Here is a 23,930-nt window from a genome sequence, read left to right as displayed (position 1 = left end):
AAAATCAGGTGTCCTCTCGTGAAAGCCTCCTACTCGAAACGCTGCGGCTGTAAAGATCCGGAAACCGGGAAGCGGCTAGACGCCGCATGCCCTCTGCTGAAAAACCGCCGGCACGGCGGATACGGGTTCACCACGCGGCTCGACACCTCCCAGCAGAACAATCGTCAGATTAAACGGTTCGGTTTCCCCACCCTCACTGCCGCCGAGCAAGCGTTCAGCCACGTAGAAGACCTCATCAAGCTCGCGAGAGACGACGAGGCGATGCGTCGCCGGATCGGTGACCTCATCTTCGAATGCAAGCATGGCGAGCCCTTCCCCGATGTTGAGGAGGTACGGCGCAAGCTCCGGTTCGGCGTGGATCTGGCAGCCTCAGCCGGCACCGTCGCCGAATTGCTTGAGGACTGGTTTGCCAGCCGGCGCGGCAAGAAGGCAACGACCAAGCACACTTGGCGCCAGCATCTGAATCACTACCTCATCCCCCAGCTCGGTGAAATCCCGCGCGACCGCCTCCGGGCCGCCCACATCGACGCTCTCTTTGACACGATCGAGGAGCGGAACGCCGAGATCGTGGCGGCCAAGAACGAGGGCCGGGCCCCCTATCTGCCAGGCGAACTACGTAAGGCCCCGAGGTTCGTTGGGATCGCCACCCAGCATCGGATCCTTGCCACTCTGCGAAACGCCTACAACTGGGGGATCAAACGGCGCATGGTTGATTTCAACCCGTGCGCCGGTGTGGAACTACCTCCGGAGCAGCGCGACCCGGCCCGGGTGTGGTCACCCGAGCAGGTCGGGACGTTCTTGGAGGTGGCGGAGCGCTACCCGCTCGGCCTGCTGTACCGGATCGCGCTCCTGCGCGGGCTACGCCGCGGCGAGGCATGTGGCCTTCGGTGGAGCGACATGAACCTGAACACGGGCCATGCCACCATCCAGCAGACCATCCTGCAGTTCGGCGGGCAAACCGTGATCGACACGCCGAAGTCCAAGGCCGGCAACCGGGTGGTCTCGCTCGATTCGGAAACGGTGAGGTTACTCAAGGCGCACCGTGCCACGCAGCGAAGGGCACGGCTCGCGGCCGGCGACGGCTACAAGGACAACGACCTGGTCTTCCCGCGCGCAGACGGTCGGCCGCCTTCGCCAGACTGGGTGTCGGAGCGGTTCCAGTCGATCGCGAAAACCGCGGGCCTGCCGGTGATCAAACTGCATGAGGCGCGGCATACGGCGGCGACGCTCGGCCTGGAGGCGGGCCTGGACGTGAAGGTGGTCTCAGTGCAACTGGGCCACTCGACAACGACCATCACACGAGACCTGTATCAGCATGTTCGACAGGCCGTTCTGGACGACGCGGCGGAGAGGGTGGTGGCGCTCATCCCGAGCCGGAGAGGCGCCTCGCAGACAAGATCATGACGAGCTGTTCCCCATTTGTTCCCCACAAGGCTCCCGAAGAGATCATTTCGGGGAAACCTACAAGATCATATCGCCGGGTTTTCGCATGTTTTCCCTGGTGGCGGAGGCGGACGGGAATCGAACCCGCCAGGCCGAGAACCTCGGCCTCGTCGGTTTTGAAGACCGCGGGGGCCACCAGGCGCCCAGACGCCTCCGCGCGAGAACCTACCAGCAACCGGGCAAAGCCCGGACATCCCCTCCCGGAGGGTCGGACCGGCCGGTCAGCTCGGCGGCGGCGCCGGGACCGAGGCGGACTCCGCCGCCTCGAGGCGCCGGCGCTGGGGCACCACCGTGTACTTCGGGTCGGCCGCCGAGGCCCTGCCTGCCTCCAGGGCGCCGAAGCGGAGGCAGAGCGAGCCCGCGGTGAGGGCGACACCGGACAGCGCGGTGAGGGCGCGGCTGCGGCCGGCGACCGCGGCGAGCAGGCCGCCGCCCGCCGTCAGGGCCCGGGCCGTGCGCATCAGACGGCCCGCCCTGCCCTGGCGGTACGGCTCGCCGACCAGGCCGAGCCGGCCTTCCAGCACCATGCCGGCGGCCGTCTCCACGGCGGCTCCCAGCGCGGCGACGGCACGGGCCGGGCCGGCCTGCGCGCGGGGGGTGGCCAGCATGCCCGCCGCTCCCGCGCTGGCCAGCGCGCTTCCGGCGAACAGGAACGGCAGCTCCCGGTGGGCGTCGTGCCAGGCCGGCACGGCGGTGTCGGCGAGGAGGACCGCGGTGTAGGTGGCCATCAGCGGGCCGGTGGTCAGCCCGGCGGCCAGGATCGCCGCGTCACCCGCGGGTCCCAGGGCCGCGGCGAGCCGGGAAAGCGTGGCGGTTCTCCCTGAGCCGGTCGCGGTGCCACCGCGACCGGACCATGGGGTGGTCCTCCCGGACGCGGCCCGGGGGGCGAGGGCCGCTGACGCGGCGGCCACCGCCGTCAGCGTGTTGTGCGCGGCCAGGGTCCATGAGCCCATGCTCATCGGCGAGGTGGGCTTGAAGACGCGCAGCATGTTGAGGAACCGTTCCGGCCTGCCGAGCTCGGCGACCAGGAAGACCGCGCCGGCGGTCGCTCCGAGTGCCGCGGTGAGCCTCGCGGTGAGCGCGAGCCGGTCGTGCCCCGAGAGCCCGGCCATGGCCCCCATCACCGACGCCGCTCCGGACAGGCCGCCCAGATAGAGGTAGACCGGCATGTGGGGCTCATGCCAGACCGGAGCCTTGATCACCGGCTGCCCGTAGTAGGACCGGAACTCGGCCTCCGGCACCATCGCCTGCTCCCGCCTCACCGCCGCCACCTCCGCTGGGGCGCGCGGCCCGTCGCCTGCTTCCTGGGATCTCGGGGGACCTCGGCGGCCATCAGCGCCTCCTCAGGAAGGACACGGCGACGACTCCGACGAGGGAGAGGGCCGCCCCGCCGGCCCATTGCCACATCGCGGGCAGGTCGCGGGTGGTGACCACCGGATCGGGCGGCAGGCCGTACACCTCGGGATCGGCCAGCAGCAGGAAGAACGCCCCGGCGCCGCCCACGCCGTCGTCGGGGCTCGCGCCGTACAGCCTGGCCTCCGGCCTGCCCTCGGAGCGCAGCCGTTCCACCCGTTCCTCGGCGCGGGCGTGCAACTCGTCCAGCGGCCCGAACTGGATGGAGTCGGTCGGGCAGGCCTTGGCGCAGGCCGGCTCCAGCCCGCCGAGCTGCCGGTCGTAGCACATCGTGCATTTGAACGCCCGGCCGTCGCGTTCCCTGCGGTCGATCACTCCGTAGGGGCAGGCGGGCACGCAGTATCCGCAGCCGTTGCAGACGTCCGCCTGGACCACCACGGTGCCGAACTCGGTGCGGAACAGCGCTCCGGTCGGGCAGACGTCCAGGCACGCGGCGTGCGTGCAGTGCTTGCACACATCCGACGACATCAGCCAGCCCTCGATGCCCTCGGAGGTGCCGTCGCCGTCCTGCTCCCGGCCGGCCGGCGGCCTGCCGGGCTCCTCGATGAAGGCCACATGGCGCCAGGTGCTCGCCCCCAGGCTCCCGGTGTTGTCGTAGGAGGTGGCCCGGAAGACGAAGCCGTCGTCGGGGACGTCGTTCCACTCCTTGCAGGCGACCTCGCACGCCTTGCACCCGATGCAGACGCTGGTGTCGGTGAAGAACCCCATCCGCTCAGCCATGGCGGTACTCCTCCATCAGGTCGAGCAGGGCCTTCCCTCGGGGGCGCCTGCCGGGCCGCAGGTCACAGGTCATGGCCTTGCCCTCCTGGATGTAGACGTTCGGGTCGAGCACGATGGGCGTCAGGTCGTTGGTCACGTCACCGGTGACCAGGCCGCCGCTACCCCACCCCCAGTGGTACGGCAGGCCGACCTGGTGGATGGTCCTGCCCTCGATGCGCAGCGGGCGGACGCGCGCGGTCACCAGGACGCGGGCCTCGATCGCGGTCCGGCTCGTCACGATCGTCGCCCACTCCCCGTTGGCCAGCCCGGCCTCGGCGGCGAGCTGCGGAGAGACCTCGCAGAACAGTTCGGGCTGGAGTTCGGCCAGGTAGGCCAGCGGGCGGCTCATGCTCCCCGCGGTGTGGTGCTCGGTGAGGCGGTAGGTGGTGAGCACGTACGGGAAGCGCGATGACTCCGGGGGGTTGTAGGGGGACTCCGGACGCGGGTAGATCCGGCGGGCGGGGTTGGCCTGCTGGCCGTACAGGGTGTTGCGCACCGGCGACTCGTGCGGCTCGTAGTGCGCCGGCAGCGGCCCGTCGGCCAGTCCGGTGGGGGCGTACAGCCAGCCCTTGCCGTCTGCCTGCATGATGAACGGGTCGGTCCCGGCGATCGCCGCCTCGGCCAGCGCGCCCTCGGGCGGCGCGTAGTCCGGCGGCTTGTTCTTCTCGAAGTCCGGCACGTCGTCGCCGGTCCACTCGCCCTTCTCCGCGTCCCACCAGATGTAGGCCTTGCGTTCGCTCCACGGGCGGCCCTCTGGGTCGGCGGAGGCCCGGTTGTAGAGGATGCGCCGGTTGGCCGGCCACGCCCAGCCCCATTCGAGCGCGACCCGGTTCTGCTCGCGTCCCGGTCGGCGCCGGGCCGCCTGGTTGACCTCGTCGGCGTAGACGCCGCAGTAGATCCAGCAGCCGCACCGGGTGGAGCCGTCGGGCGCCAGCTCGGTGTAGGCCGACAGCGCCCGCCCGCCGGGGCCGGTGCCGTTGATCTCGCGCAGCACGGCCTCCGCCGAGGGGTCGGCGTGCTCGCCCTCCTCGGGGTAGTCCCAGGTCAGCTCGCGCACGGGCCGGTCGATCTCGTCGGCGGACATCCGCTGCCTGATCCGCTTGCCGAGGTGGTAGTAGAACGACAGGTCGCTGCGGCAGTCGCCCGGCGGGTCGAGCGCCTTCTCCCGCCACTGCAGCAGCCGTTGCGTGTTGGTGAAGGTGCCCTCCTTCTCCACGTGGCTCGCCGCGGGCAGGAAGAACACCTCGGTGGCGATGTCCTCGGTGCGCATCTCCCCGGTCTCCAGCTCGGGGCCGTCCTTCCAGAACGTGGCGGTCTCCACCAGCGTCAGGTCGCGCACCACCAGCCATTCGAGGTTGGCCAGCCCGAGCCGCTGGGCCTTGCCGCCGGAGGAGCCAACCGCCGGGTTCTCCCCCACCACGAAGTAGCCCTTCACGGTGCCGTCGATCTGTGCCATCACGGTCGTGTAGTGGCCGTGGTCACCGGTGACGCGCGGCATGTAGTCGAAGCAGAAGTCGTTCTCCGCGGTGGCCGCCTCCCCCCACCACGCCTTGAGCAGGCTCACCACGTAGGAGCGCTTGCGGCCCCAGAATCCGGTGTCGGCCCCCGCCTTGGCCAGGTAGTCGTCCAGCCCTTCGTGCCGGTGGGCGTGCGGCATCGGCAGGTATCCCGGCAGGATGTTGAAGAGCGTCGGGATGTCGGTGGAGCCCTGGATGCTGGCGTGGCCGCGCAGCGCCAGGATGCCGCCGCCGGGGCGTCCCATGTTGCCGAGCAGCAGTTGCAGGATCGCGGCCGTGCGGATGTACTGCACGGCCACGGAGTGCTGGGTCCAGCCGACCGCGTACGCCCAGGCGGTGGTGCGTTCCCGTCCGGAGTTGGCCGTGATCGCGTCGGCCAGCTCGGCGAAGTCCTCCCGGGAGATCCCGCACAGCTCGGCCACCGTGTCCGGGGTGTAGCGGGCGAAGTGCCGCTTGAGGATCTGGTAGACGCAGCGCGGGTGGGTCAGCGTCGGATCGGTGGGCGGCCTGGGGTGCATCGCGGCACCGCCCGCGCCGTACTGGTCGGAGCCCGCGGCCTCGGCGTGGCGGTGCCCGCCCTCCCGCCGCTCGCCGCGCAGCCCGGCGGCGGCCTCGTCGGACGCCTCGGTCGCGCCCTCGTAGGCCCAGCTGGACGGGTCGTACTTGCGCTCCTGCGCGTCGAATCCGGAGAACAGCCCGTCCAGATCCTCGGTGTCCTGGAAGTGCTCGGAGACGATCGTCGCCGCGTTGGTGTAGGCGAGCACGTACTCGCGGAAGTCCAGCTCGTTTACCAGGACGTGGTTGACCAGGGCGCCGAGCAGGACGATGTCACTGCCGGCGCGGATCGGCACGTGCTTGTCGGCGAACGCGCTGGTCCGCGTGAAACGCGGGTCGACGTGGAAGACCTTCGCCCCGCGGGCCTTCGCCTCCGCCACCCACTGGAACCCCACCGGGTGGCACTCGGCCATGTTGGAGCCCTGGATGACGATGCAGTCGGACTCGGCCAGATCCTGCTGGAAGTCCGTGGCGCCGCCGCGCCCGAAGCTGGTCCCCAGACCGGGGACGGTGGAGGAGTGTCAAATACGCGCCTGGTTCTCCACCTGTACCGCGCCGAGCGCGGTGTACAGCTTCTTCATCAGGTAGTTCTCTTCGTTGTCGAGCGTCGCCCCGCCCAGGCCGGCGATGCCCATGGTGCGCCGTACGACCTTGCCGTCCTCCTCCTGCTGCCAGGTCTCCCGCCGGGTGCGTACCACCCGTTCGGCGATCATGTCCATCGCGGTCTCGAGGTCCAGTGGCTCCCACTCGGTGCCGTGGGGCCGCCGGTAGAGCACCCGTGTCTGCCTGCCGGAGTGGGTGACGAGCTGCTTGCTCGCCGACCCCTTGGGACAGAGGCGCCCGCGCGAGATCGGCGAGTCGGGGTCACCCTCGATCTGGATGACCTTCCCGTCCTTGACGTAGACGAGCTGGCCGCAGCCGACCGCGCAGTAGGGGCAGATCGACTTCGCGACCGTGTCCGCCTCCTCGGTGCGGGGCCGCAGCGCGTCGGTCCGTGCCGACCGCGCGGCCTCGCCCCTGCCGTCCTCTCCCCTGAGCTGCCGGATCACCGGCCAGCGGGAGATCCATCCCCCGAGTGCCATGGTGCGGTCCTGCCCCGAGCCCCCTGTCGCAATCGCCTCGGCCGGGGAAAGATATCGGCGATTTTCCGGCCGGTCCGGACCGCGGCACTCCCGGCGCGGCACCCCCGGATGACTTACTTCACGACCTGATCTAACATGGCCCAAGAGCGGGGGAAGGAAGATCATGGTCAGGCCCGAACGCAGGACGGTACGCGATCTCCGGCGGGAGAACCGGGCGGTGCTGCTGCGGACGCTTTACTTCGAGGGCCCGACCAGCCGCCACGAGCTCAGCGGACTGACCGGCCTGAGCGCCGCCTCGGTCAGCAACGTGACCGGCGACCTCATCACCGACAACGTCATCGTCGAGGCGGGCCTGGTGGAGTCCGACGGCGGGCGCCCCCGGGTGCTGCTGCGGGTGAACCCGGAGTTCGGCTACGCGATCGGGGTGGACGTCGGCGAGACCCACGTGCGCGTCGAGCTGTTCGACCTCGACATGAACGAGCGGGCCAAGGCCGAATACCCCCTGCGCCCGGACCGCCACGACGTCGACCTGGTCGTACGGCACATCCTTTCCGGCATCGAAGCCGTGCTGGCCGCCGGCGGCGTCGACCCCACCCGGGTGCTCGGCGTCGGCATCGGCGTCCCCGGCATCGTCGAAAGCGGGCCGGAGGCGCTCATCCACGCCCAGACCTTCGGCTGGGACGCGGTCCCCCTCGGCGCGCTCCTGCGTGCGGGCACCTCGCTCCCGCTGTACGTCGACAACGGTGCCAAGACGATGGGGCAGGCCGAGCTGTGGTTCGGCGCCGGTCGCGGGACACGGCACACCATCGTCGCGCTGATCGGTTCGGGGGCCGGGGCCAGCATCATCACCGACGGGATCACCTACCGTGGCGCCAACAGCAGCGCCGGCGAGTGGGGGCACACCAAGATCGCGGTAGGGGGCCGGGCCTGCCGATGCGGCGGCCGTGGCTGCCTGGAGGCGTACATCGGCGCCGAGAGCATCCTGGAACGTGCCGGGCTGTCCATCGAGGTCCCCAACGAGCAGGCCGCCCTGGCCGACCTGGTCAGGGCGGGAGGCCCCGTCATCGAGGAGACCGCCGACTACCTCGGAGCCGGCCTGGCCAACCTGATCAACCTGTTCAACCCCGAGCGGATCGTCATCGGCGGCTGGGCCGGGCTCATGCTGGGCCAGCACCACCTGACGAGGATCAAGAGATCCGCCGCCGACAACTCCCTCACCCAGCCGTATGAGACGGCCTCCATCGTGCTGGGCCGCCTCGGGCCCGACGCGGTCGCCCTGGGAGCGGCGACTCTCGTCGTGGAGGACTTCCTGCTCGCCAAGGCCGTCTCGCCCGAGCAGCGGACGGCCGCGGTCTGAGCGGAATAACCCCCGTTCAGACGGGGTTGCCGCCGACATGGCTGAAGACAACATCCGTGGTGTGGCACGCGGCACCTCCGAGGTCCCCCTGTCGATCCTCGAACTGGCCACGGTCGGTTCGGGCGTGACCCCCACCGAGACCCTGCGGGCGAGCACCGAGCTGGCGAAGCGGGCGGAGAAACTGGGCTACCACCGGATCTGGGTCGCCGAACACCATGGGATGCCGTCCGTGGCCAGCTCCTCCCCCGCCGTGCTGATCGCCCACCTGGCCGCGGCGACCACGACCATCCGGCTGGGGTCCGGCGGGGTGATGCTGCCCAACCACGCCCCGCTGATCGTCGCCGAGCAGTTCGGCACGCTGCACGCGCTGCATCCGGGCCGCATCGACCTCGGGCTCGGCCGGGCACCGGGCACCGATCCCGCCACGGCCCGCGCGCTGCGCCGCCACGGCCTGGACGCCGACGACTTTCCCGAGCAGCTCGCCGAGCTGACCGCCTTCCTGGACGGCGCGTTCCCGGCGGGCCATCCGCTGGAGAGGGTCGTCGCCATCCCCCGGTCGCCCGAGACGGGCCGGCCGCCGATCTGGCTCCTGGGCTCCAGCGGTTTCAGCGCCCAGCTCGCGGGCCTGCTCGGCCTGCCGTTCGCGTTCGCCCACCACTTCAGCGCGGCCAACACCATCCCCGCCCTGGACCTCTACCGGTCGTCCTTCCAGCCGTCGGCCGTGCTCGACCGGCCGTACGCGATGATCGGCGTCTCCGCCGTCGCCGCGGAGAGCTCCGAGCAGGCGCTCCGCATGGCCCGTTCGGGTGGGCTGTCCATGCTGCGCCTGCGCCGCGGGGCTCCGCAGCCGGTCCCCACTCCCGAGGAGGCCGAGGCTCACGGCTACAGCCCGGTGGAGAAGGACTTCCTCGACGACTACCTGTCCAAGCTGGTGTACGGAGACCCCGCCGAGGTGCGGACGGGCCTGGAGGAGCTGCGCAAGCGCACCGAGGCCGACGAGCTGATGATCACCACGCTGGTCCACAGTCCCACGGCGCGGATCCGCTCCTACGAGCTGATCGCCCAGGCCTACGGGCTGTCCCAGAGCGCCTGACAGAAGCCGGGACCCGCCTCCCCACGCGGGCGCGTCCCGGCGTCGGGTGAGCCCGTGGGCGGATCACAGAGCCTCCTCCACGCCCGCCGGCTCCGCGCCGGGCATACCCCCGGCGCGGGTCGCGGGGCGGCCGCAGACCGGCCGCCCGCGTGTCAGGGATGCCCGTGCGGACGCGGCGGCGGTTCGGGCGGGAGATCGTCACGCTCGGTGTGGCCGGGGGGCGGACGATCCCCGGCCGGGTCGATCAACTGCCGGACGGGAGGACTGTCGAGGATCGCGGTGAGCGCGCCGGACAGCCCCTCGCCGATCGGGCGCAGCACCTCGGTCACGACGTCCGCCACGGCGTGCGCCCGCGTGCCGAGAAGGGCGCCGACCTCGTGCAGGAAGTCGCCGGGGACCCACGGCAAGGACGGGGCGGGTAACGTGAGCTGCCGTTTCGGCGGAGCTTTTTCAGGTGGTGCCCAGCGCATGGAGTCCTCGCTCAGGGCGAGCCACTCGTCGACGACTCCGTCGATGGCGTCGAGCACGTGGTCGGGATCGCTTGGCATAGCGGTTCCCCCGGTGGCTGAGATTCGTTAAGACGACGGTACCTCGCCGCTCTCCGGAGGTAACGGGCGCCCGCCGTACCGAGCCGCCTCCACGTCGACTACTCGGTCTCGGGCACCGGCATCCTGGTCAAGAAGGGCAACCCCGAGGCCATCTCCGCGCACACCGACCTGTGCGGCAGGAACGTCGCGGTCCAGGCCTCCACCAACCAGTCCAAGCTGGTCGATACGGGAGGTAGCACAGGTGCCGGTGGGGAATCCCCGGAGCACGGGAGTGTTGAGATGAGGGTGAACGCACCATCGCAGCCGACGCGGCTTTCGGTTCTGGACCGCTCCCTCGCCCGCCAGGGGCACGACCACTCGCAGGCACTGCGCGACACCGTGCGGTTCGCGCGGGAGACCGAGGCTCTCGGCTACCACCGGTTCTGGGTGTCGGAACACCACGGAGTGCCGGGGGTGGCGGGTTCGGCGCCGACCGTCCTGGCTGCGGCCGTCGCCGCCGTGACCTCACGCATCCGGATCGGCACCGGCGGCGTGATGCTCCCCAACCACCGGCCGCTGGTCGTCGCCGAGCAGTTCGGCGTCCTCGAATCGCTCTACCCGGGCCGGATCGACATGGGCCTGGGCCGGTCGGTCGGCTTCACCGGCGGCATACGGCGCGCGCTCGGCCATGACAGACGCGACGCGGAGGACTTCGGCGCCCAGCTGGCCGAGCTGCTCGGCTACTTCACCGGTGACCAGAAGACGTATCCCGGCGTGCACGCGCTCCCGGCGGAGGGGTTACGGGTGCCCGCGTACGTACTGGCCACGGGTGCCGGAGCGGACATCGCGGCCGAGCACGGGCTCCCGCTGGTGATCGCGGCGGTGGGTGGGCACGAGCGGACGCTGGAGGCGATCACCCGCTACCGCCGGAACTTCCGGCCCTCGGCCTGGTCGGCGCAGCCGTACGTCATCGTCGCGGCGGGCATCGCGGTCGCCGAGACCACCGAGCGGGCCCGCCGGCTGCAGGTGCCCGAGGCGTGGGCGACCGTCTTCTCCCGCACCCGCGGGGTCTTCCCCCCGCTCTCCCCGGCCGGGGAGATCCTTTCCTTGGAGATGACCGCCCGTGAGCGCGCCCTCTTCGAGGAGGCGCTGCAAGGGCAGATCCACGGCACGGAGGAGGAGGTCGCGGACGCGCTGGGGGCGTTGGTCGAGCGGAGCGGCGCCGAGGAGGTGCTGGTCACCATGAACACCTTCGACCAGGACGAGCGGCTCGACTCCTACCGCCGCCTGGCGCGTCTGGCCGGTGCCGGTGCGTTCGCCGGGGTCGCCCGCGGGCGGTGAGAGGTCCCTCGCACGGTGGACTCGGACCTCCCGGGCCCTTCGGAACCTTCTGAACCTTCTGAACCTTCTGAACCTTCTGAACGGCAACATCGGCGCAGGTGAAACAGGGTAGAGCCCCTTCACCGGACTCGGTAGTGGGTCACTGCAATCCGCTGTGGGCGCGCGCGGAGAGGATGCGTCATGGCCATGTTCAGGTCAGGGGCGGGCATACTGCGCCGCAAACCCATCGAGCACATCGAGGAGCCCGAAGGCGGGGAGGGCGAGCAGCTCACCCGCGTGCTGGGGCTGTGGCAGCTCACCGCCATCGGGGTGGGCGGCATCATCGGCGCGGGCATCTTCACCCTCGCGGGTACGGTCGCCAACGGCACGGCGGGTCCCGCCGTCGTGGTGTCGTTCCTGATCGCCGGGGTCGCGAGTGCGGCGGCGGCCCTGTCCTACGCGGAGTTCGCCGGGCTCATCCCGAAGGCGGGGTCGGCCTACACGTACGGATACGCGGTCCTCGGCGAACTGCCGGGCTGGTTCATCGGCTGGGACCTGCTGCTGGAGTACACCGCGATCGTCTCGGTCGTCGCCATCGGCATCTCGGGCTACTTCTCCTTCCTGCTCAGTGACCTGGGGGCGCAGTTGCCCGCGTGGATGCTGGGCGCGCCGGGGACCGGCGAAGGACACCGGGTGGACCTGTTCGCCGCCCTCCTGTGCCTGTTGATCGCCTACCTGCTGAACCTCGGCATGAAGAACGCGGCCCGCTTCGAGACGGCCGTGGTCGGGTTGAAGGTCGCCGTGGTGCTGCTGGTCATCGTCGTCGGGTTCTTCCACGTCAACCCCGCCAACTACACACCGTTCTTCCCCTACGGCATCGGCGGCGCCATGACGGGGGCGGCCACGGTCTTCTTCGCCGTCTTCGGCTACGACGCCATGAGCACGGCGGCGGAGGAGTCCAAGGACTCCCGGCATCACATGCCGAAGGCGATCGTCTACTCACTCGCCATCTCGATGGTCCTCTACGTGCTGGCCTGCCTGGTGCTGACCGGCATGCAGAACTACAGGGAGATCGACAAGGAGAGCGGATTCTCCACGGCGTTCAAGTCGGTGGGGTTGAGCCGCCTGGCGGACGTGATAGCGGTCGGGGCGATCATCGGCATCCTCACCGTGATGTTCACCTTCATGCTCGGCGTGAGCCGCGTCTGGTTCTCGATGAGCCGTGACGGGCTTCTGCCCAAGTGGTTCGCCAAGACGCACCCGACGCGGCACGTGCCGACCCGTGTGACGTGGATCGTCGGCATCGCCTCCGCCGTCATCGCCGGGCTCCTCCCCATCAGGGAGGCCGCGGAGCTGACCAACATCGGCATCCTGCTCGCCTTCGCGGTGGTGTGCACGGCGGTGATCGTGCTCCGCTACCGGCAGCCCGCCCTGCCGCGGAGCTTCCGCTGCCCGGGGATGCCGGCGGTGCCCGCGCTCGGGGTCCTCTTCTCCCTCTGGCTGATCACCTTCCTGCACTGGCAGACCTGGGCGCGTTTCGTGGTGTGGTTCCTGATCGGCCTGATCGTGTACTTCGGATACTCCTACCGGCACTCCGTGCTGGCCGGGGCACGGCCCGCGGAGCCCGGCGGGGCGCCGCCCGACGGCCGCCCGTGAGCTGGTGAGCACACGGGAGGACGGAGAGGGCGACCTCATCCGACCCGTCCTCATCCGCCCTCGCTCCGGGCGAGGACGGATACTCCGGCTCGACGCACCCCCCTCGAAGAGGGGAGATTGATGTATGGAGTAAGGTTTGCCTGCCCTATTTTAGGTAAGCCTTTCCAATAAACTCTGGAGTGTCGGGTGTTCGCCAGCTACCTCATCGGCCTGCGCGAAGGACTGGAGGCCACCCTCGTGGTCTCCGTTCTCGTCGCGTTCCTGGTCAAAGGCGACCGCAGGGACCGTCTCCCTCTCGTGTGGGCGGGGGTCGTCGTCGCGGTGGTGCTCTCCGTTGGGTTCGGCGCGCTGCTCACCTTCACCGCGGCCCGCCTCGGGCATCAGCAGCACGAGCTGTTCGACGCGGTCACCTCGCTGCTGGCCACCGTCTTCGTCACCTGGATGATCTTCTGGATGCGCCGGGCCGCCCGCTCGCTCTCCGGCGAGCTGCGCACGAAGCTCAACGACGCGCTCCAGCTCGGCCCGGTGGCCGTGGTCGTCATGGCGTTCCTGGCCGTGGCCCGCGAGGGCCTGGAGACCGCCCTGCTGTTCTTCGCCTCCGTGCAGGGCGCGACCACGAGCGCCACCCCGCTGATCGGCATCAGCCTGGGCCTCCTCACCGCGATCGTGATCGGCTGGGGCATCTACAAGAGCGCCCTGAAGATCAACCTCACCACGTTCTTCACCTGGACGGGGCTCCTGCTGATCCTGGTCGCCGCCGGCATCTTCAAGTACGGCGTGCACGACCTGCAGGAGGCCAACATCCTTCCGGGCCTGTCCACCCAGGCGTTCGACATCAGCGGAATCCTTCCGGCCGACTCCTGGTGGGGCGCACTGATCTCCGGCATGTTCAACATCACTCCGCAGCCGACCGTGCTGGAGACCGCCGCCTGGGTCCTCTACGCGGTGCCCACGCTGATCCTCTTCCTCCGCCCGGGGTCCAAGCGGCGGACGCCCTCCCTCACGACCACCGCCTGAAACAGGAGCACCATGCGTACGCCCATCGTTCTCGCCGCCGCCGGGCTGGCCCTGGCCGCACTGTCCGCCTGCTCGAGCGAGCCCCAGGCGGGCGGCGCGGGCTCCGCGACCTCCGCCCCCGCCGAGGACGGCAAGATCTCCGTGGCCGCGACCGACACCGAGTGCAAGGTCGCGGTCAGCGAGGTGAGCGCCGGCACCTCCACCTTCGCCATCACCAACACCGGTTCCAAGATCACCGAGTTCTACCTCTACGCGGCGGGCGATCGCGTGATGGGCGAGGTGGAGAACATCGTGCCCGGCCTGACCCGGGAGGTCATCGTCGAGCTGCCGGCCGGCGCCTACGAGGCCACCTGCAAGCCCGGCATGGTGGGCAACGGCATCCGCAACCCGCTGAAGGTCAGCGGCGAGCACAAGCCGCTGACCGACGACGCCAAGCTGTCGGAGGCCATCGCGGGATACAAGCGCTACATCAAGTCGCAGAGCGACACGCTGCTGGTCAAGACCCGGGAGTTCGCCGACGCGGTCAAGGCCGGCGACATCGACAAGGCCAAGGGCCTCTACCCGGTGGCGCGCACCTACTGGGAGCGCATCGAGCCCGTCGCGGAGATCTTCGGCGATCTCGACCCGGCCATCGACGCCCGCGAGGCCGACCTGGAGGAGGGCCAGGAGTGGACCGGCTACCACAGGATCGAGAAGGACCTGTGGGTCAAGAAGGACGTCTCCAAGGACGGCCCGATCGCCGACAAGCTCATGGCCGACGTCACCACCGTCGTGGGCAAGGCCAACTCCGCGCAGCTGTCCCCCGTCCAGCTCGCCAACGGCGCCAAGGGACTGCTCGACGAGGTGGCGACCGGGAAGATCACCGGCGAGGAGGACATCTGGTCGCACACCGACCTGTGGGACTTCGACGCCAACCTGGAGGGGTCCAAGGCGGCCGTCCAGGCGCTGCGCCCGGTGCTGGAGGAGCGCTCTCCCGACCTGGTCAAGACGCTTGACGGGAAGTTCGCCGCCGCCGAGGCCGCCCTGGACGCGCACCGTAAGGGCGACGGCTGGAAGCTGCACAACGAGCTGTCCAAGGAGGAGCTGAAGAAGCTGTCCGACGCGATCAACGCGCTGGCCGAGCCGATCAGCAGGATCGCCGCCGTCGTCGCGAAATGAGCCACCGGCCCGGCCGGTCCCACCCCGCACGGGGGATGAGACCGGCCGGGCGCCGGCGGGGTCGTGACCCTTGGCGATCAGCCAGCGCCGGTACCGGTACCGGTGAAAGGCGCGGATCGACCGGAGCCATCCGGACATCGTCGCGATCTCCGACCCCTGCGCTCCACGGCGGATGACTTTCTGCGCTGGGACGGGCGTGAACGTGGGCGATTCAGCTGTCCTCGCGGGGCTGGGCGGCTGCGTGACGCCAGGCGGCGCTGCGCAGCAGGCGCAGTCCGTTGAGGGCGACGATGACGGTGGAACCCTCATGTCCGGCCACGCCCAGCGGCAGCGGCAGGTCACCGATCAGGTCCCAGGCCGCCAGGGCGGCGATGAAGCCGGCGGCGATGACCAGGTTCGCGACGACCAGACGGCGGGCCCGCCGCGACAGGGCGATCACCGCGGGCAAGGTGGCGAGCTCGTCGCGGGTGATGACCGCGTCAGCGGTGTCCAGGGCCAGGTCAGAACCTGCGCGGCCCATCGCGATACCGGTGTGGGCGGCGGCCAGCGCCGGGGCGTCGTTGACGCCGTCGCCGACCAGCGCCACGCGGGCGCCCGAGGCCTGCAGCTCGTGTACCGCGACGACCTTGTCCTGCGGCAGCAGACCCGCGCGGATCCGGGTGATACCGACCTCGGCTGCCACGCTGCCGGCCGCCTGCGGGTTGTCGCCGGTCAGCAGCACCGGCGGAGCCCCGGTCAGCGCGGTGAGCCTGGCGAGCGCCGCGGCCACGCCGGGCCGCACCCGGTCGGCCAACCCCAGCATCCCGGCGGGCTCGCCGTCGACGCGGACCACCACCACGGTCTGCCCTCCTTGTTCGAGGTCGGCGACCACGGCGTGCGCTGGTCCCCGGCCGTCTCGGAGCAGGTGGGCAGGGCTGCCGACCTCGACGCGCCGGCCCTGGACGCGGGCGCCGACTCCGCGCCCGGGCGCGGAGGTGAACTCCTCAGCAGGGCGCAACGGCACCCCGGCCTCACGCGCGGCCCGCACCACAGCCCGGCCCAGCGGATGCTCAGACGGGTTCTCCGCGGCGGCGGCCAGGGCGAGCAGCTCATCGTCGTCGATCCCGGCGCCGGGCAGAGTGCGGACCTGGGTCAGGTGCGGGCTGCCCTCGGTCAGGGTGCCGGTCTTGTCGAACGCCACCTGGGTCACGGCGCCGAGCTGCTCCATCACCACGGCGGATTTCACCAGCACACCGTGGCGGCTCGCGGTGGCAATCGCCGCCAGCAGTGGCGGCATGGTGGCCAGCACCACCGCGCACGGCGAAGCGACGATCATGAACGTCATCGCCCGCAGCAGGGTCGGCTGCAACGCGGCCCCCCACAGCAGCGGGATCACGAACAGCGCCAGGGTGGCGGCGACCATGACGACCGAGTAGCGCTGCTCGACCTTCTCGATGAACAGCTGGGTGCGGGCTTTGGTGGCGGCGGCCTGCTCCACCATGGCCACGATCCGGGCGATCACGGTGTCGCCGGCCGGGCGGGTCACTTCCACCCGGAGGGCGCCGGTGCCGTTCAGGGTACCGGCGAACACCTCATCCCCGGCCTGCTTGTCCACCGGCAGGCTCTCGCCGGTGATGGTGGCCTGGTCGACGTCGCTGACGCCGTCCACGACCTCGCCGTCGGCGCCGATGCGCTCGCCGGGCCGTACCACGATCACCTCACCGACCTGCAGCAGCGCCGCCTCCACCCGCTCCTCCCCAGCCGAGCTCAGGCGGGTGACCTGATCGGGGGCCAGGTCCAGCAGGCCGCGCACCGAGTCCTCGGTGCGTTTGGTGGCGATCGCCTCCAGCGCCCCGGAGGTGGCGAAGATGACGATGAGCAGGGCACCGTCGAAGACCTGCCCGATCGCCGCGGCGCCGATCGCGGCCGCCGCCATCAGCAGATCCACATCCAGTGTCTTGTCACGCAACGCTTGCAGGCCTGCCCAGGCGGGTTCCCAGCCGCCGGTGGCGTAGCAGGCCAGATACAACGTCCACCACAGCCACACCGGGCCCCCGGCCAGCTGCGCGATCACGCCAAGACCGAACAACGCGGTGGCCGCCACGGCCCACCGGACCTCCGGCAGGGTCCACAGGCCGGCCGACCAGGGCCCCCGCTCGCCCGGCCTCCGGCCGGTGGCGTTGGGGATGGGGTGAGCTCTCAGTTCCGCTGTCACCCTGACAGCGTATATGCGCATGCACGCAGCCATGCAAGCAGCAGGATGGCGAGGTATGCTCAGAGCATGCACACGTCGCTGCCGGACTTCGACATGCCCAACGAGGAACAGGTGCATCTGGCCGCCGAATCCTTCCGGCTGCTGTCCGACCCCACCCGCATCAAGGTCCTGTGGGCGCTGCTGCAAGGCGAGTCCTCCGTCGCCTGCCTGGCCGAACTGGCCGACGCCGCCCCCGCCGCCGTCAGCCAGCACCTGGCCAAGCTCCGCCTGGCCGGCCTGGTCAAAGGCCGCCGCGAAGGCACCTTCGTCTACTACACCGCGGTGGACGACCACGTGCGCCCCCTGCTGGCCCAGGCTCTGCGCCACGCCGACCACATCGACCGCGGCCTGCCCCATCAGCACCACGGCACCCCTGCGGGCGACGCCGCCGGCCACCCCGCCGTCGAGGCCGCACCCGGCACCTCCGCCTGACGAGAGATTCAGCGGGGTGGCCGCAGCCCGGGGAGAACGCCCCGACGGGAAAGGCGGCTCATGTGGTGGGACATCGCACTCGGCACGGGCATCGCAATCGCACTGGTGGCCGGCTGGCTGCTGCTGATCACAGCCCTGGTCGTCGTCCGGCCCGAAGCCGGGCTGTTGAAGGAGGCCCTGCGGATCCTGCCGGACCTGCTGCGGCTGCTACGCCGGCTGGCCACCGACACGAGCCTGCCCCGCGGCGTGCGGATCCGGCTCGGCCTGCTGATGGCCTACCTGGCGATGCCCTTCGACCTGATCCCCGACTTCATTCCGGTGCTGGGCTACGCCGACGACGCCATCATCGTCACCGTCGCCCTGCGCGCCGTGGTGCGACGAGCCGGGCTGGAGGCGGTGCGCGGCCACCGGCCCGGCACTCCCGCGGGGTTCGCCGCACTGTGCCGCCTCACCGGCCTGAACCCGTGAACCCGTGAACCCGGCCTGGATCTCACCCCCGGCCGGACGTCTACCGCAGGGTTGAACCGCGGCAACCCCGGCTGATCCCACCGCCGGATCCACCCGTCGGATCCACCCGTCGGATCCACCCCAGAGCCGTGGCGCGGAGGGCGGGCCCGCGCAAGAGCCCCGGGCCCCGGATCCCCGGCCTCTCCCCCGCGCGGTCGTGGACTGGAGCCAGGTCTCGGCGGGATGGTCCCGCGACGGATACGCGTATCGGCTCGCGCTGGTGTCATGACCTTCTCCACAGCTGCCAGATGACCGGAACGGCGCCGTCCGGGCGCGCCGCGATCGTTTCGCGCCGAGACATCGGAGCCTTGCACACCCGTGAAATCGGGCCCCCCAAGGGAATTAAACCCCTGGGGGGTATGTTAGAGTCACAGGCCAAGGTACCCCCCTAGGGTAAAAGGAGAGGAGAACCCCATGTGTACGGCATGCGCGTGCGGCACCGCGGACACCGCCTCCGCACAGGTTGCGACCAGCGGCGGGACCGTCTATCAGGTCAGTGGAATGACCTGCGGGCACTGCGTCTCCTCGATCTCCGCCGAGATCGGCAAGGTCGACGGCGTCACCGGCGTCCAGGTCGATCTGGCCGGCGGCGCGGTCACCGTCAGCGGAGCGGGATTCTCCGGCGAGGAGATCCGCACGGCGGTGGACCAGGCAGGTTACGCGCCGGCCGACACCTCGCCGGTCAGCCCCTCCCAGACGGAAGCCGGACCGCTCGGCGGATAGCACACCGGAGGGAGTCGGGCCCCGGAAAGCCCGACCCTTCGAAATACGATAGGGGGGTATGGTGTTGAAATAGGTGAAACAGGAGGAAAGATGCACGGATACGCCGATAACAAGCAGGATCACCTCCGGCGGCTGCGCCGGATCGAGGGCCAGGTCCGCGGGCTGCAGCGGATGGTCGAAGAGGACAAGTACTGCATCGACATCCTCACCCAGGTGTCGGCGGCCAACCGCGCACTCCAGTCCTTCGCCCTGGCCTTGCTGGAAGAGCACATGGCGCACTGCGTGGCCGACGCCACCGCCAAGGGCGGCGCCGAGGCCGAGGCCAAGATCAAGGAAGCCTCCGACGCCATCGCCCGGCTGGTCCGTTCCTGAACCGCACAGAACCACACATAACGAAGGAGTGATCGTCATGACCACCACCACATACACCGTCAAGGGCATGACCTGCGGCCACTGCGTCGGTTCGGTCACCGAAGAGGTCGGCGAGGTCCCCGGCGTCGTCGGCGTCAAGGTGGATCTGGCCGCCGGCCTGGTCACCGTTGACAGTGACGGCCCGCTCGACGGCGCGGCGGTCACGGCCGCGGTCGAGGAAGCCGGATACGAAGTGGTGGCCCCGTCGTGAACACCTCCGCAAAGCTCGGGGCCTACGTTCTCGGACTCGCGGTGATCTTCGGCGGCGCCCTGGGGGCCGGCAGCGCCGTGGGCGCCGTCGGGACGCCCGCCGCGGACGGCCACCGGCCCCACACGGCCTCGCCCCCGACCCAGCCGGCCGATGGTCGCGGAACCCACGCGGGGCCCGAGACCGGCCAGGCGGACTCCGCGACAGCGGCACACATCCCAGGAGGGCTTCAAGTGTCCCAGGACGGCTACACCCTGACCCCCGAGACGACGAAGATCACCCCAGGGCAGGCCACCGGCTTCCGCTTCACCGTCACCGGCCCCGACGGCAGGCCGGTGACCGGCTATCAGATCCAACATGACAAGAAACTGCACTTCATCGTGGTCTCCCGCGACCTCGACGACTTCCAGCACCTCCACCCCGAACTGCTCGGCGACGGCGTGTGGTCGGTGAAACTGACACTGCCAGAAGCAGGCGCCTACCGGGCGTTCGCCGACTTCGCTCCGGAGGGCGGCACCGGCATGACCCTGGGCGCGGATCTGTACGCCGACGGCGACCACACGGCCAAGGCGCTGCCCGCGGCCAGCCGTACGTCCACGGTCGACGGCTACAGCGTCACCCTCACCGGCGACCTGGTCCCGGGCGGTACCGGTAAGCTGACCCTCAAGGTGAGCAAGGACGGCAGGCCGGTCACCGACCTGCAGCCTTACCTGGGCGCTTACGGCCACCTGGTCGCACTGCGTGCTGGAGATCTGGCCTACCTGCACGTGCACCCCGACGGAGAGCCGGGCGACGGCAGGACCCGGTCCGGCCCGGAGATCACCTTCCAGGCCGAAGCGCCCAGCCGGGGCGATTACCGCCTCTTCCTGGACTTCCAGCATGAGGGGACCGTGCGCACCGCGGATTTCACCGTGCACGCCGGTGAGGCCACGTCCGCCCCTCCGGCAGACCCGGCCACGACCGGCTCGCACGGCGAACACACCCACTGACGGCAGGCATGACGCGAGAAAGGAGAGGTGATGTCCCCTATCACCGATGACAGGCCGCCAACCGGCGCGGTCGAACTCTCGATCGGCGGCATGACCTGCGCGTCCTGCGCCAACCGGATCGAACGCAAACTCAACAAGCTCGACGGTGTCACCGCGACCGTGAACTACGCCACCGAGAAGGCCAAGGTCACCTTCGCCGAGGGCATCGACCCGCACGACCTCATCGCCGAGGTGGAGAAGGCGGGTTACCGCGCCGAACTGCCCACCCCGCCCAGCGTCGAAGGCGCGCCCCAGGAGCCTCACGACGAGCTCCAGTCGCTGCGCAACCGGTTGATCACCGCCGTGGTGCTCGCCGTACCGGTGATCGCGATGGCGATGATCCCGCCCCTGCAGTTCACCTACTGGCAGTGGCTGTCGCTCACCCTCGCCGCCCCCGTCGTGATCTACGCGGGCTGGCCGTTCCACAGGGCGACCTGGACCAACCTGCGCCACGGCGCCGCCACCATGGACACCCTGATCTCGCTCGGCACGATCGCCGCGCTGGGCTGGTCGCTGTGGGCGCTGTTCCTCGGCAGCGCGGGCACTCCCGGCATGACCCACCCGTTCACGTTCACCATCGAGCGCACCGACGGCTCGGGCAACATCTACCTGGAGGCCGCCGCCGGGGTCACGGCGTTCATCCTGGCAGGACGCTACTTCGAGGCCCGCTCCAAGCGCCGCGCCGGCGCCGCACTGCGCGCCCTGCTGGAACTCGGCGCCAAAGACGTCGCCGTACTGCGCGGCGGCAAGGAGATCCGCATCCCCAGTGATCGACTCGCGGCCGGGGACCGGTTCGTGGTCCGGCCGGGCGAGAAGATCGCCACCGACGGCGTGATCGAGGAAGGGACCTCCGCGGTCGACGCCTCCATGCTCACCGGCGAGTCCGTCCCGGTCGAGGTGCGACCCGGCGACGCGGTGACCGGCGCGACCGTGAACGCCGGAGGCCGCCTGGTCGTCCGCGCCACCCGCGTCGGCGCCGACACCCAGCTCGCCCAGATGGCCAGGCTGGTCGAAGACGCCCAGACCGGCAAGGCGCAGGTGCAGCGCCTCGCCGACCGCATCTCCGGGATCTTCGTCCCCATCGTCATCGCGCTGGCCGTCGGCACGCTCGGCTTCTGGCTCGGCACCGGCGGCGGCGCCGGCGCGGCCTTCACCGCGGCGGTGGCCGTGCTGATCATCGCCTGCCCCTGCGCCCTGGGCCTGGCCACACCGACCGCGCTGCTGGTGGGCACCGGCCGAGGCGCCCAGCTCGGCATCCTGATCAAGGGCCCCGAGGTGCTGGAGTCCACCCGCAGGATCGACACCGTGGTGCTCGACAAGACCGGCACCGTCACCGAGGGCAAGATGACGCTGGTCGAGACGCACGTGGCCGACGGCGAGGACACCGACGAGGTTCTCCGCCTGGCCGGTGCGCTGGAACACGCCTCCGAGCACCCCATCGCCCAGGCGATCGCCCGGGCCGCGGCCGAGCGGGTCGGCGAACCGCCCACGCCGGAGGACTTCGCCAACGTCGAAGGACTCGGCGTCCAGGGCGTCGTCGACGGGCACGCCGTGCTGGTGGGCCGCCCCCGGCTGCTGGCCGACTGGTCGCAGCACCTGCCCGCCGATCTCGAGCGGGCGCTCACCGAGGCTCAGGCGGCCGGCCGTACGGCTGTCGCGGTCGGCTGGGACGGCAAAGCGCGCGCGGTCCTGGTCGTGGCGGATGTGGTCAAGCCCACCTCCGCCGAGGCCATCGCTCAGCTACGTGCGCTGGGCTTGACCCCGGTGCTGCTCACCGGCGACAACGAGGCCGTCGCCCGGTCGGTCGCCGCCGAGCTGGGGATCGACGAGGTCATCGCCGAGGTACTGCCCGCGGACAAGGTCGACGTCGTCAAGCGCCTGCAGGCCGAGGGCAGGTCGGTGGCCATGGTCGGCGACGGCGTCAACGACGCCGCCGCGCTCGCCCAGGCCGATCTGGGCCTGGCCATGGGCACCGGCACCGACGCGGCCATCGAGGCCTCCGACCTCACCCTGGTCCGCGGCGACCTGCGGGTGGCCGCCGACGCCATCCGCCTGTCCCGCCGCACCCTGGCCACCATCAAGGGCAACCTGTTCTGGGCCTTCGCCTACAACGTGGCCGCTCTGCCACTGGCCGCGCTCGGCCTGCTCAACCCGATGATCGCCGGAGCCGCCATGGCGTTCTCCTCGGTCTTCGTGGTCACCAACAGCCTGCGCCTGCGCGGCTTCAAGTAACGACGGGCATGGCCCGCCCCGCCGGGAGGCGGGGCGGGCCATGCGGTTGTCACGGCCGTTATGGGGTGGCCTTGTCGGGGCGCTCGGAGATACGGATGGAGTTGACGATGGGATCGCCGATCCGCTTGGCGAACCGCAGGTTGAGCTGGCCGTGCTCGCCTTGGTGCCGCTGCCGACGTAGCCGTAGCCGCCCGTGGCGTACTTCCGGTCGGCGCTCCAGCGGTCCCCGGTGGCGTCGACGACGTCCTTGGTCCCTCCTGCCTCGACGGCGACCTGGAGCTTGGGCACCACGACCGTCACGATGATCTCGATCTGCGGGTCGCGGCCGCTCGCCGAGCGCACCAGCACCTTGCCGGTGCGGACGGTGCCCCGCAACGCGCCGAGCGCCCCGACGGGAGCGGCCTGGACCGCCGCGAACGCGTCGAGCCGGCCCTCCCCCCAGATGTTGTTGTCCGCGGCGGTGCCGCCGCAGTGCGTGTCGTCGACGTCGATCGCGGTCCGGTCGAGCAGCTGCCGGGTGGAGGCGATGTCGCCCTGCAGGGCGGGAGAGGCCGACCACATCAGCGCCACGGTGGCCGCCACGTGCGGGCTGGCCATGGACGTGCCGGAGAAGACGTCGTACCCGCCGGGTATGGACGAGCGCACGTTGACGCCGGGCGCGGCGAGGTTCGGCTTGATCTCGCCGTTCTCGCCGGAGCCCCGGGTGGAGAAGCTTGCGATGGCGTTGTTGACGTCGAACGCGCCGGCGCTGTAGCTGGAGCCGTACTGCCCGGGCGAGCCGCTGGAGTTGCATCCCGCGCCGGTGAGGTTGCCGTTGGAGAAGGCGGGGAAGATGCCCGCCGCGACCCATGCCTCGACGATCTCCTTGTACCAGGGTCGAAGCCGGCGCCGCCCCAGGAGTTGTTGACGATGTCGGGCGCCAGGTCGGGGCGCGGGTTGGCGCCGTTCAGGTCGGTGGGCGCGAGCACCCACTGCCCGGCGGCGAGAAGCGAGACGTCGGAGCAGCTGTTGGTCGCGCAGCCCTTGGCGGCGATCCACGTCGCACCGGGGGCGACGCCGACGGTGTTGGCGCCGTCACTCCCGGCCATGGCGCCCATGGTGTGGGTGCCGTGGTCGTTGTTGTCGCAGGGCGCGGCGCTGGGGCACACCCCCGTCGGGTCGAACCAGTTGTAGTTGTGGTCGACGCTGCCGTCGGCCTTCCTGCCGCGATACTGGGCGGCCAGAGCGGGGTGGTCGAACTGCACACCGCTGTCGATGTT

At 70.6% G+C, this 23,930-nt stretch carries 19 protein-coding genes, 1 tRNA gene and 1 pseudogene; 14 read left to right on the top strand and 7 right to left on the bottom strand.

What is annotated here, in order from left to right; genetic code table 11:
- Positions 1-18: 18 nt before the first annotated feature.
- A complete protein-coding gene (locus FHR32_RS47040) occupies positions 19-1,404 on the top strand; it encodes a tyrosine-type recombinase/integrase (RefSeq protein WP_184759870.1) in 1,386 nt (461 codons plus the stop codon).
- Positions 1,405-1,502: 98 nt separating this feature from the next.
- Here the strand turns inward: FHR32_RS47040 and FHR32_RS40415 are convergent.
- From FHR32_RS40415 to fdh, 4 genes are all read right to left on the bottom strand, one after another.
- Positions 1,503-1,598, bottom strand: a tRNA-Sec gene (locus FHR32_RS40415).
- Positions 1,599-1,664: 66 nt separating this feature from the next.
- The gene (nrfD, locus tag FHR32_RS40410; RefSeq protein WP_312882926.1) at positions 1,665-2,705 is read right to left on the bottom strand and encodes an NrfD/PsrC family molybdoenzyme membrane anchor subunit; all 1,041 of its coding nucleotides are present in this window, start codon (positions 2,703-2,705) and stop codon (positions 1,665-1,667) included.
- A 70-nt stretch (positions 2,706-2,775) separates the two neighbouring features.
- Positions 2,776-3,576 (bottom strand): 4Fe-4S dicluster domain-containing protein, encoded by an 801-nt coding sequence (locus FHR32_RS40405; protein WP_184759869.1) that lies wholly within the window; start codon positions 3,574-3,576, stop codon positions 2,776-2,778.
- Positions 3,569-6,769, bottom strand: a complete 3,201-nt coding sequence (gene fdh / locus FHR32_RS40400) for a formate dehydrogenase (protein ID WP_221466864.1) — start codon at positions 6,767-6,769, stop codon at positions 3,569-3,571. The genes FHR32_RS40405 and fdh overlap by 8 nt, the downstream gene beginning before the upstream one ends.
- Positions 6,770-6,932: 163 nt before the next feature.
- On the opposite strand from fdh, the gene FHR32_RS40390 reads away from it, so the two are divergent.
- Positions 6,933-8,126, top strand: a complete 1,194-nt coding sequence (locus tag FHR32_RS40390; protein ID WP_184759867.1) for an ROK family transcriptional regulator — start codon at positions 6,933-6,935, stop codon at positions 8,124-8,126.
- Between the two features lie 37 nt (positions 8,127-8,163).
- Entirely contained in the window at positions 8,164-9,219 is a 1,056-nt protein-coding gene (locus FHR32_RS40385) for an LLM class flavin-dependent oxidoreductase (protein WP_184759866.1), read from the top strand.
- Between the two features lie 152 nt (positions 9,220-9,371).
- Here FHR32_RS40385 and FHR32_RS40380 read toward each other — a convergent pair whose 3' ends face one another.
- A complete protein-coding gene (locus FHR32_RS40380) occupies positions 9,372-9,767 on the bottom strand; it encodes a hypothetical protein (RefSeq protein WP_184759865.1) in 396 nt (131 codons plus the stop codon).
- Positions 9,768-10,052: 285 nt separating this feature from the next.
- On the opposite strand from FHR32_RS40380, the gene FHR32_RS40375 reads away from it, so the two are divergent.
- The 4 genes from FHR32_RS40375 to efeO all read left to right on the top strand — a co-directional run bounded on the left by FHR32_RS40375 (position 10,053) and on the right by efeO (position 14,897).
- Positions 10,053-11,087: an LLM class flavin-dependent oxidoreductase gene (locus FHR32_RS40375; protein ID WP_312882925.1), complete on the top strand. Its 1,035-nt coding sequence runs from the start codon at positions 10,053-10,055 to the stop codon at positions 11,085-11,087.
- A gap of 180 nt (positions 11,088-11,267) precedes the next feature.
- The gene (locus FHR32_RS40370; RefSeq protein ID WP_184759863.1) at positions 11,268-12,722 is read left to right on the top strand and encodes an amino acid permease; all 1,455 of its coding nucleotides are present in this window, start codon (positions 11,268-11,270) and stop codon (positions 12,720-12,722) included.
- 186 nt (positions 12,723-12,908) lie between these two features.
- Positions 12,909-13,739 (top strand): iron uptake transporter permease EfeU, encoded by an 831-nt coding sequence (efeU, locus tag FHR32_RS40365; protein WP_184759862.1) that lies wholly within the window; start codon positions 12,909-12,911, stop codon positions 13,737-13,739.
- A gap of 12 nt (positions 13,740-13,751) precedes the next feature.
- Positions 13,752-14,897, top strand: coding sequence for an iron uptake system protein EfeO (gene efeO / locus FHR32_RS40360; RefSeq protein ID WP_184759861.1), 1,146 nt, complete (start codon positions 13,752-13,754; stop codon positions 14,895-14,897).
- Between the two features lie 211 nt (positions 14,898-15,108).
- On the opposite strand, the gene FHR32_RS40355 is transcribed toward efeO, so the two are convergent.
- Positions 15,109-17,091 carry a heavy metal translocating P-type ATPase gene (locus FHR32_RS40355; protein ID WP_425584254.1) on the bottom strand — a complete coding sequence of 661 codons (1,983 nt, stop codon included), beginning with the start codon at positions 17,089-17,091 and terminating at the stop codon, positions 15,109-15,111.
- Positions 17,092-17,157: 66 nt separating this feature from the next.
- On the opposite strand from FHR32_RS40355, the gene FHR32_RS40350 reads away from it, so the two are divergent.
- From FHR32_RS40350 to FHR32_RS40320, 7 genes are all read left to right on the top strand, one after another.
- Positions 17,158-17,562: an ArsR/SmtB family transcription factor gene (locus FHR32_RS40350; protein WP_184759859.1), complete on the top strand. Its 405-nt coding sequence runs from the start codon at positions 17,158-17,160 to the stop codon at positions 17,560-17,562.
- Between the two features lie 60 nt (positions 17,563-17,622).
- On the top strand, positions 17,623-18,030 hold the full coding sequence (locus FHR32_RS40345; RefSeq protein WP_184759858.1) for a YkvA family protein: 408 nt from the start codon (positions 17,623-17,625) through the stop codon (positions 18,028-18,030).
- 453 nt (positions 18,031-18,483) lie between these two features.
- Positions 18,484-18,792 carry a heavy-metal-associated domain-containing protein gene (locus tag FHR32_RS40340; protein ID WP_184759857.1) on the top strand — a complete coding sequence of 103 codons (309 nt, stop codon included), beginning with the start codon at positions 18,484-18,486 and terminating at the stop codon, positions 18,790-18,792.
- 90 nt (positions 18,793-18,882) lie between these two features.
- On the top strand, positions 18,883-19,164 hold the full coding sequence (locus FHR32_RS40335; protein WP_184759856.1) for a metal-sensitive transcriptional regulator: 282 nt from the start codon (positions 18,883-18,885) through the stop codon (positions 19,162-19,164).
- Positions 19,165-19,201: 37 nt separating this feature from the next.
- Positions 19,202-19,414, top strand: a complete 213-nt coding sequence (locus FHR32_RS40330; protein WP_184759855.1) for a heavy-metal-associated domain-containing protein — start codon at positions 19,202-19,204, stop codon at positions 19,412-19,414.
- Entirely contained in the window at positions 19,411-20,400 is a 990-nt protein-coding gene (locus FHR32_RS40325; protein ID WP_184759854.1) for a DUF8832 domain-containing protein, read from the top strand. The genes FHR32_RS40330 and FHR32_RS40325 overlap by 4 nt, the downstream gene beginning before the upstream one ends.
- Before the next feature lie 30 nt (positions 20,401-20,430).
- Positions 20,431-22,671 carry a heavy metal translocating P-type ATPase gene (locus FHR32_RS40320; RefSeq protein ID WP_184759853.1) on the top strand — a complete coding sequence of 747 codons (2,241 nt, stop codon included), beginning with the start codon at positions 20,431-20,433 and terminating at the stop codon, positions 22,669-22,671.
- Between the two features lie 534 nt (positions 22,672-23,205).
- On the opposite strand, the pseudogene FHR32_RS45540 reads toward FHR32_RS40320, so the two are convergent.
- A pseudogene (locus FHR32_RS45540) lies at positions 23,206-23,915 on the bottom strand (S8 family serine peptidase); the annotation flags it as partial.
- Positions 23,916-23,930 lie beyond the last annotated feature (15 nt).

Source organism: Streptosporangium album, from assembly GCF_014203795.1.
Lineage (GTDB): Bacteria > Actinomycetota > Actinomycetes > Streptosporangiales > Streptosporangiaceae > Streptosporangium > Streptosporangium album.
The sequence above is the reverse complement of the archived record's forward strand: the minus strand, read 5'-3'. Positions and strand labels throughout refer to the sequence as shown.

Bases quoted from the DNA above. Each gene is read 5' to 3' on its own strand.
- FHR32_RS40405 (WP_184759869.1), bottom strand. From the start codon at position 3,576: ATGGCTGAGCGGATGGGGTTCTTCACCGACACCAGCGTCTGCATCGGG.
- FHR32_RS40390 (WP_184759867.1), top strand. From the start codon at position 6,933: ATGGTCAGGCCCGAACGCAGGACGGTACGCGATCTCCGGCGGGAGAAC.
- FHR32_RS40385 (WP_184759866.1), top strand. From the start codon at position 8,164: ATGGCTGAAGACAACATCCGTGGTGTGGCACGCGGCACCTCCGAGGTC.
- FHR32_RS40380 (WP_184759865.1), bottom strand. From the start codon at position 9,767: ATGCCAAGCGATCCCGACCACGTGCTCGACGCCATCGACGGAGTCGTC.
- FHR32_RS40370 (WP_184759863.1), top strand. From the start codon at position 11,268: ATGGCCATGTTCAGGTCAGGGGCGGGCATACTGCGCCGCAAACCCATC.
- efeO (WP_184759861.1), top strand. From the start codon at position 13,752: ATGCGTACGCCCATCGTTCTCGCCGCCGCCGGGCTGGCCCTGGCCGCA.
- FHR32_RS40350 (WP_184759859.1), top strand. From the start codon at position 17,158: ATGCACACGTCGCTGCCGGACTTCGACATGCCCAACGAGGAACAGGTG.
- FHR32_RS40345 (WP_184759858.1), top strand. From the start codon at position 17,623: ATGTGGTGGGACATCGCACTCGGCACGGGCATCGCAATCGCACTGGTG.
- FHR32_RS40340 (WP_184759857.1), top strand. From the start codon at position 18,484: ATGTGTACGGCATGCGCGTGCGGCACCGCGGACACCGCCTCCGCACAG.
- FHR32_RS40335 (WP_184759856.1), top strand. From the start codon at position 18,883: ATGCACGGATACGCCGATAACAAGCAGGATCACCTCCGGCGGCTGCGC.
- FHR32_RS40330 (WP_184759855.1), top strand. From the start codon at position 19,202: ATGACCACCACCACATACACCGTCAAGGGCATGACCTGCGGCCACTGC.
- FHR32_RS40320 (WP_184759853.1), top strand. From the start codon at position 20,431: ATGTCCCCTATCACCGATGACAGGCCGCCAACCGGCGCGGTCGAACTC.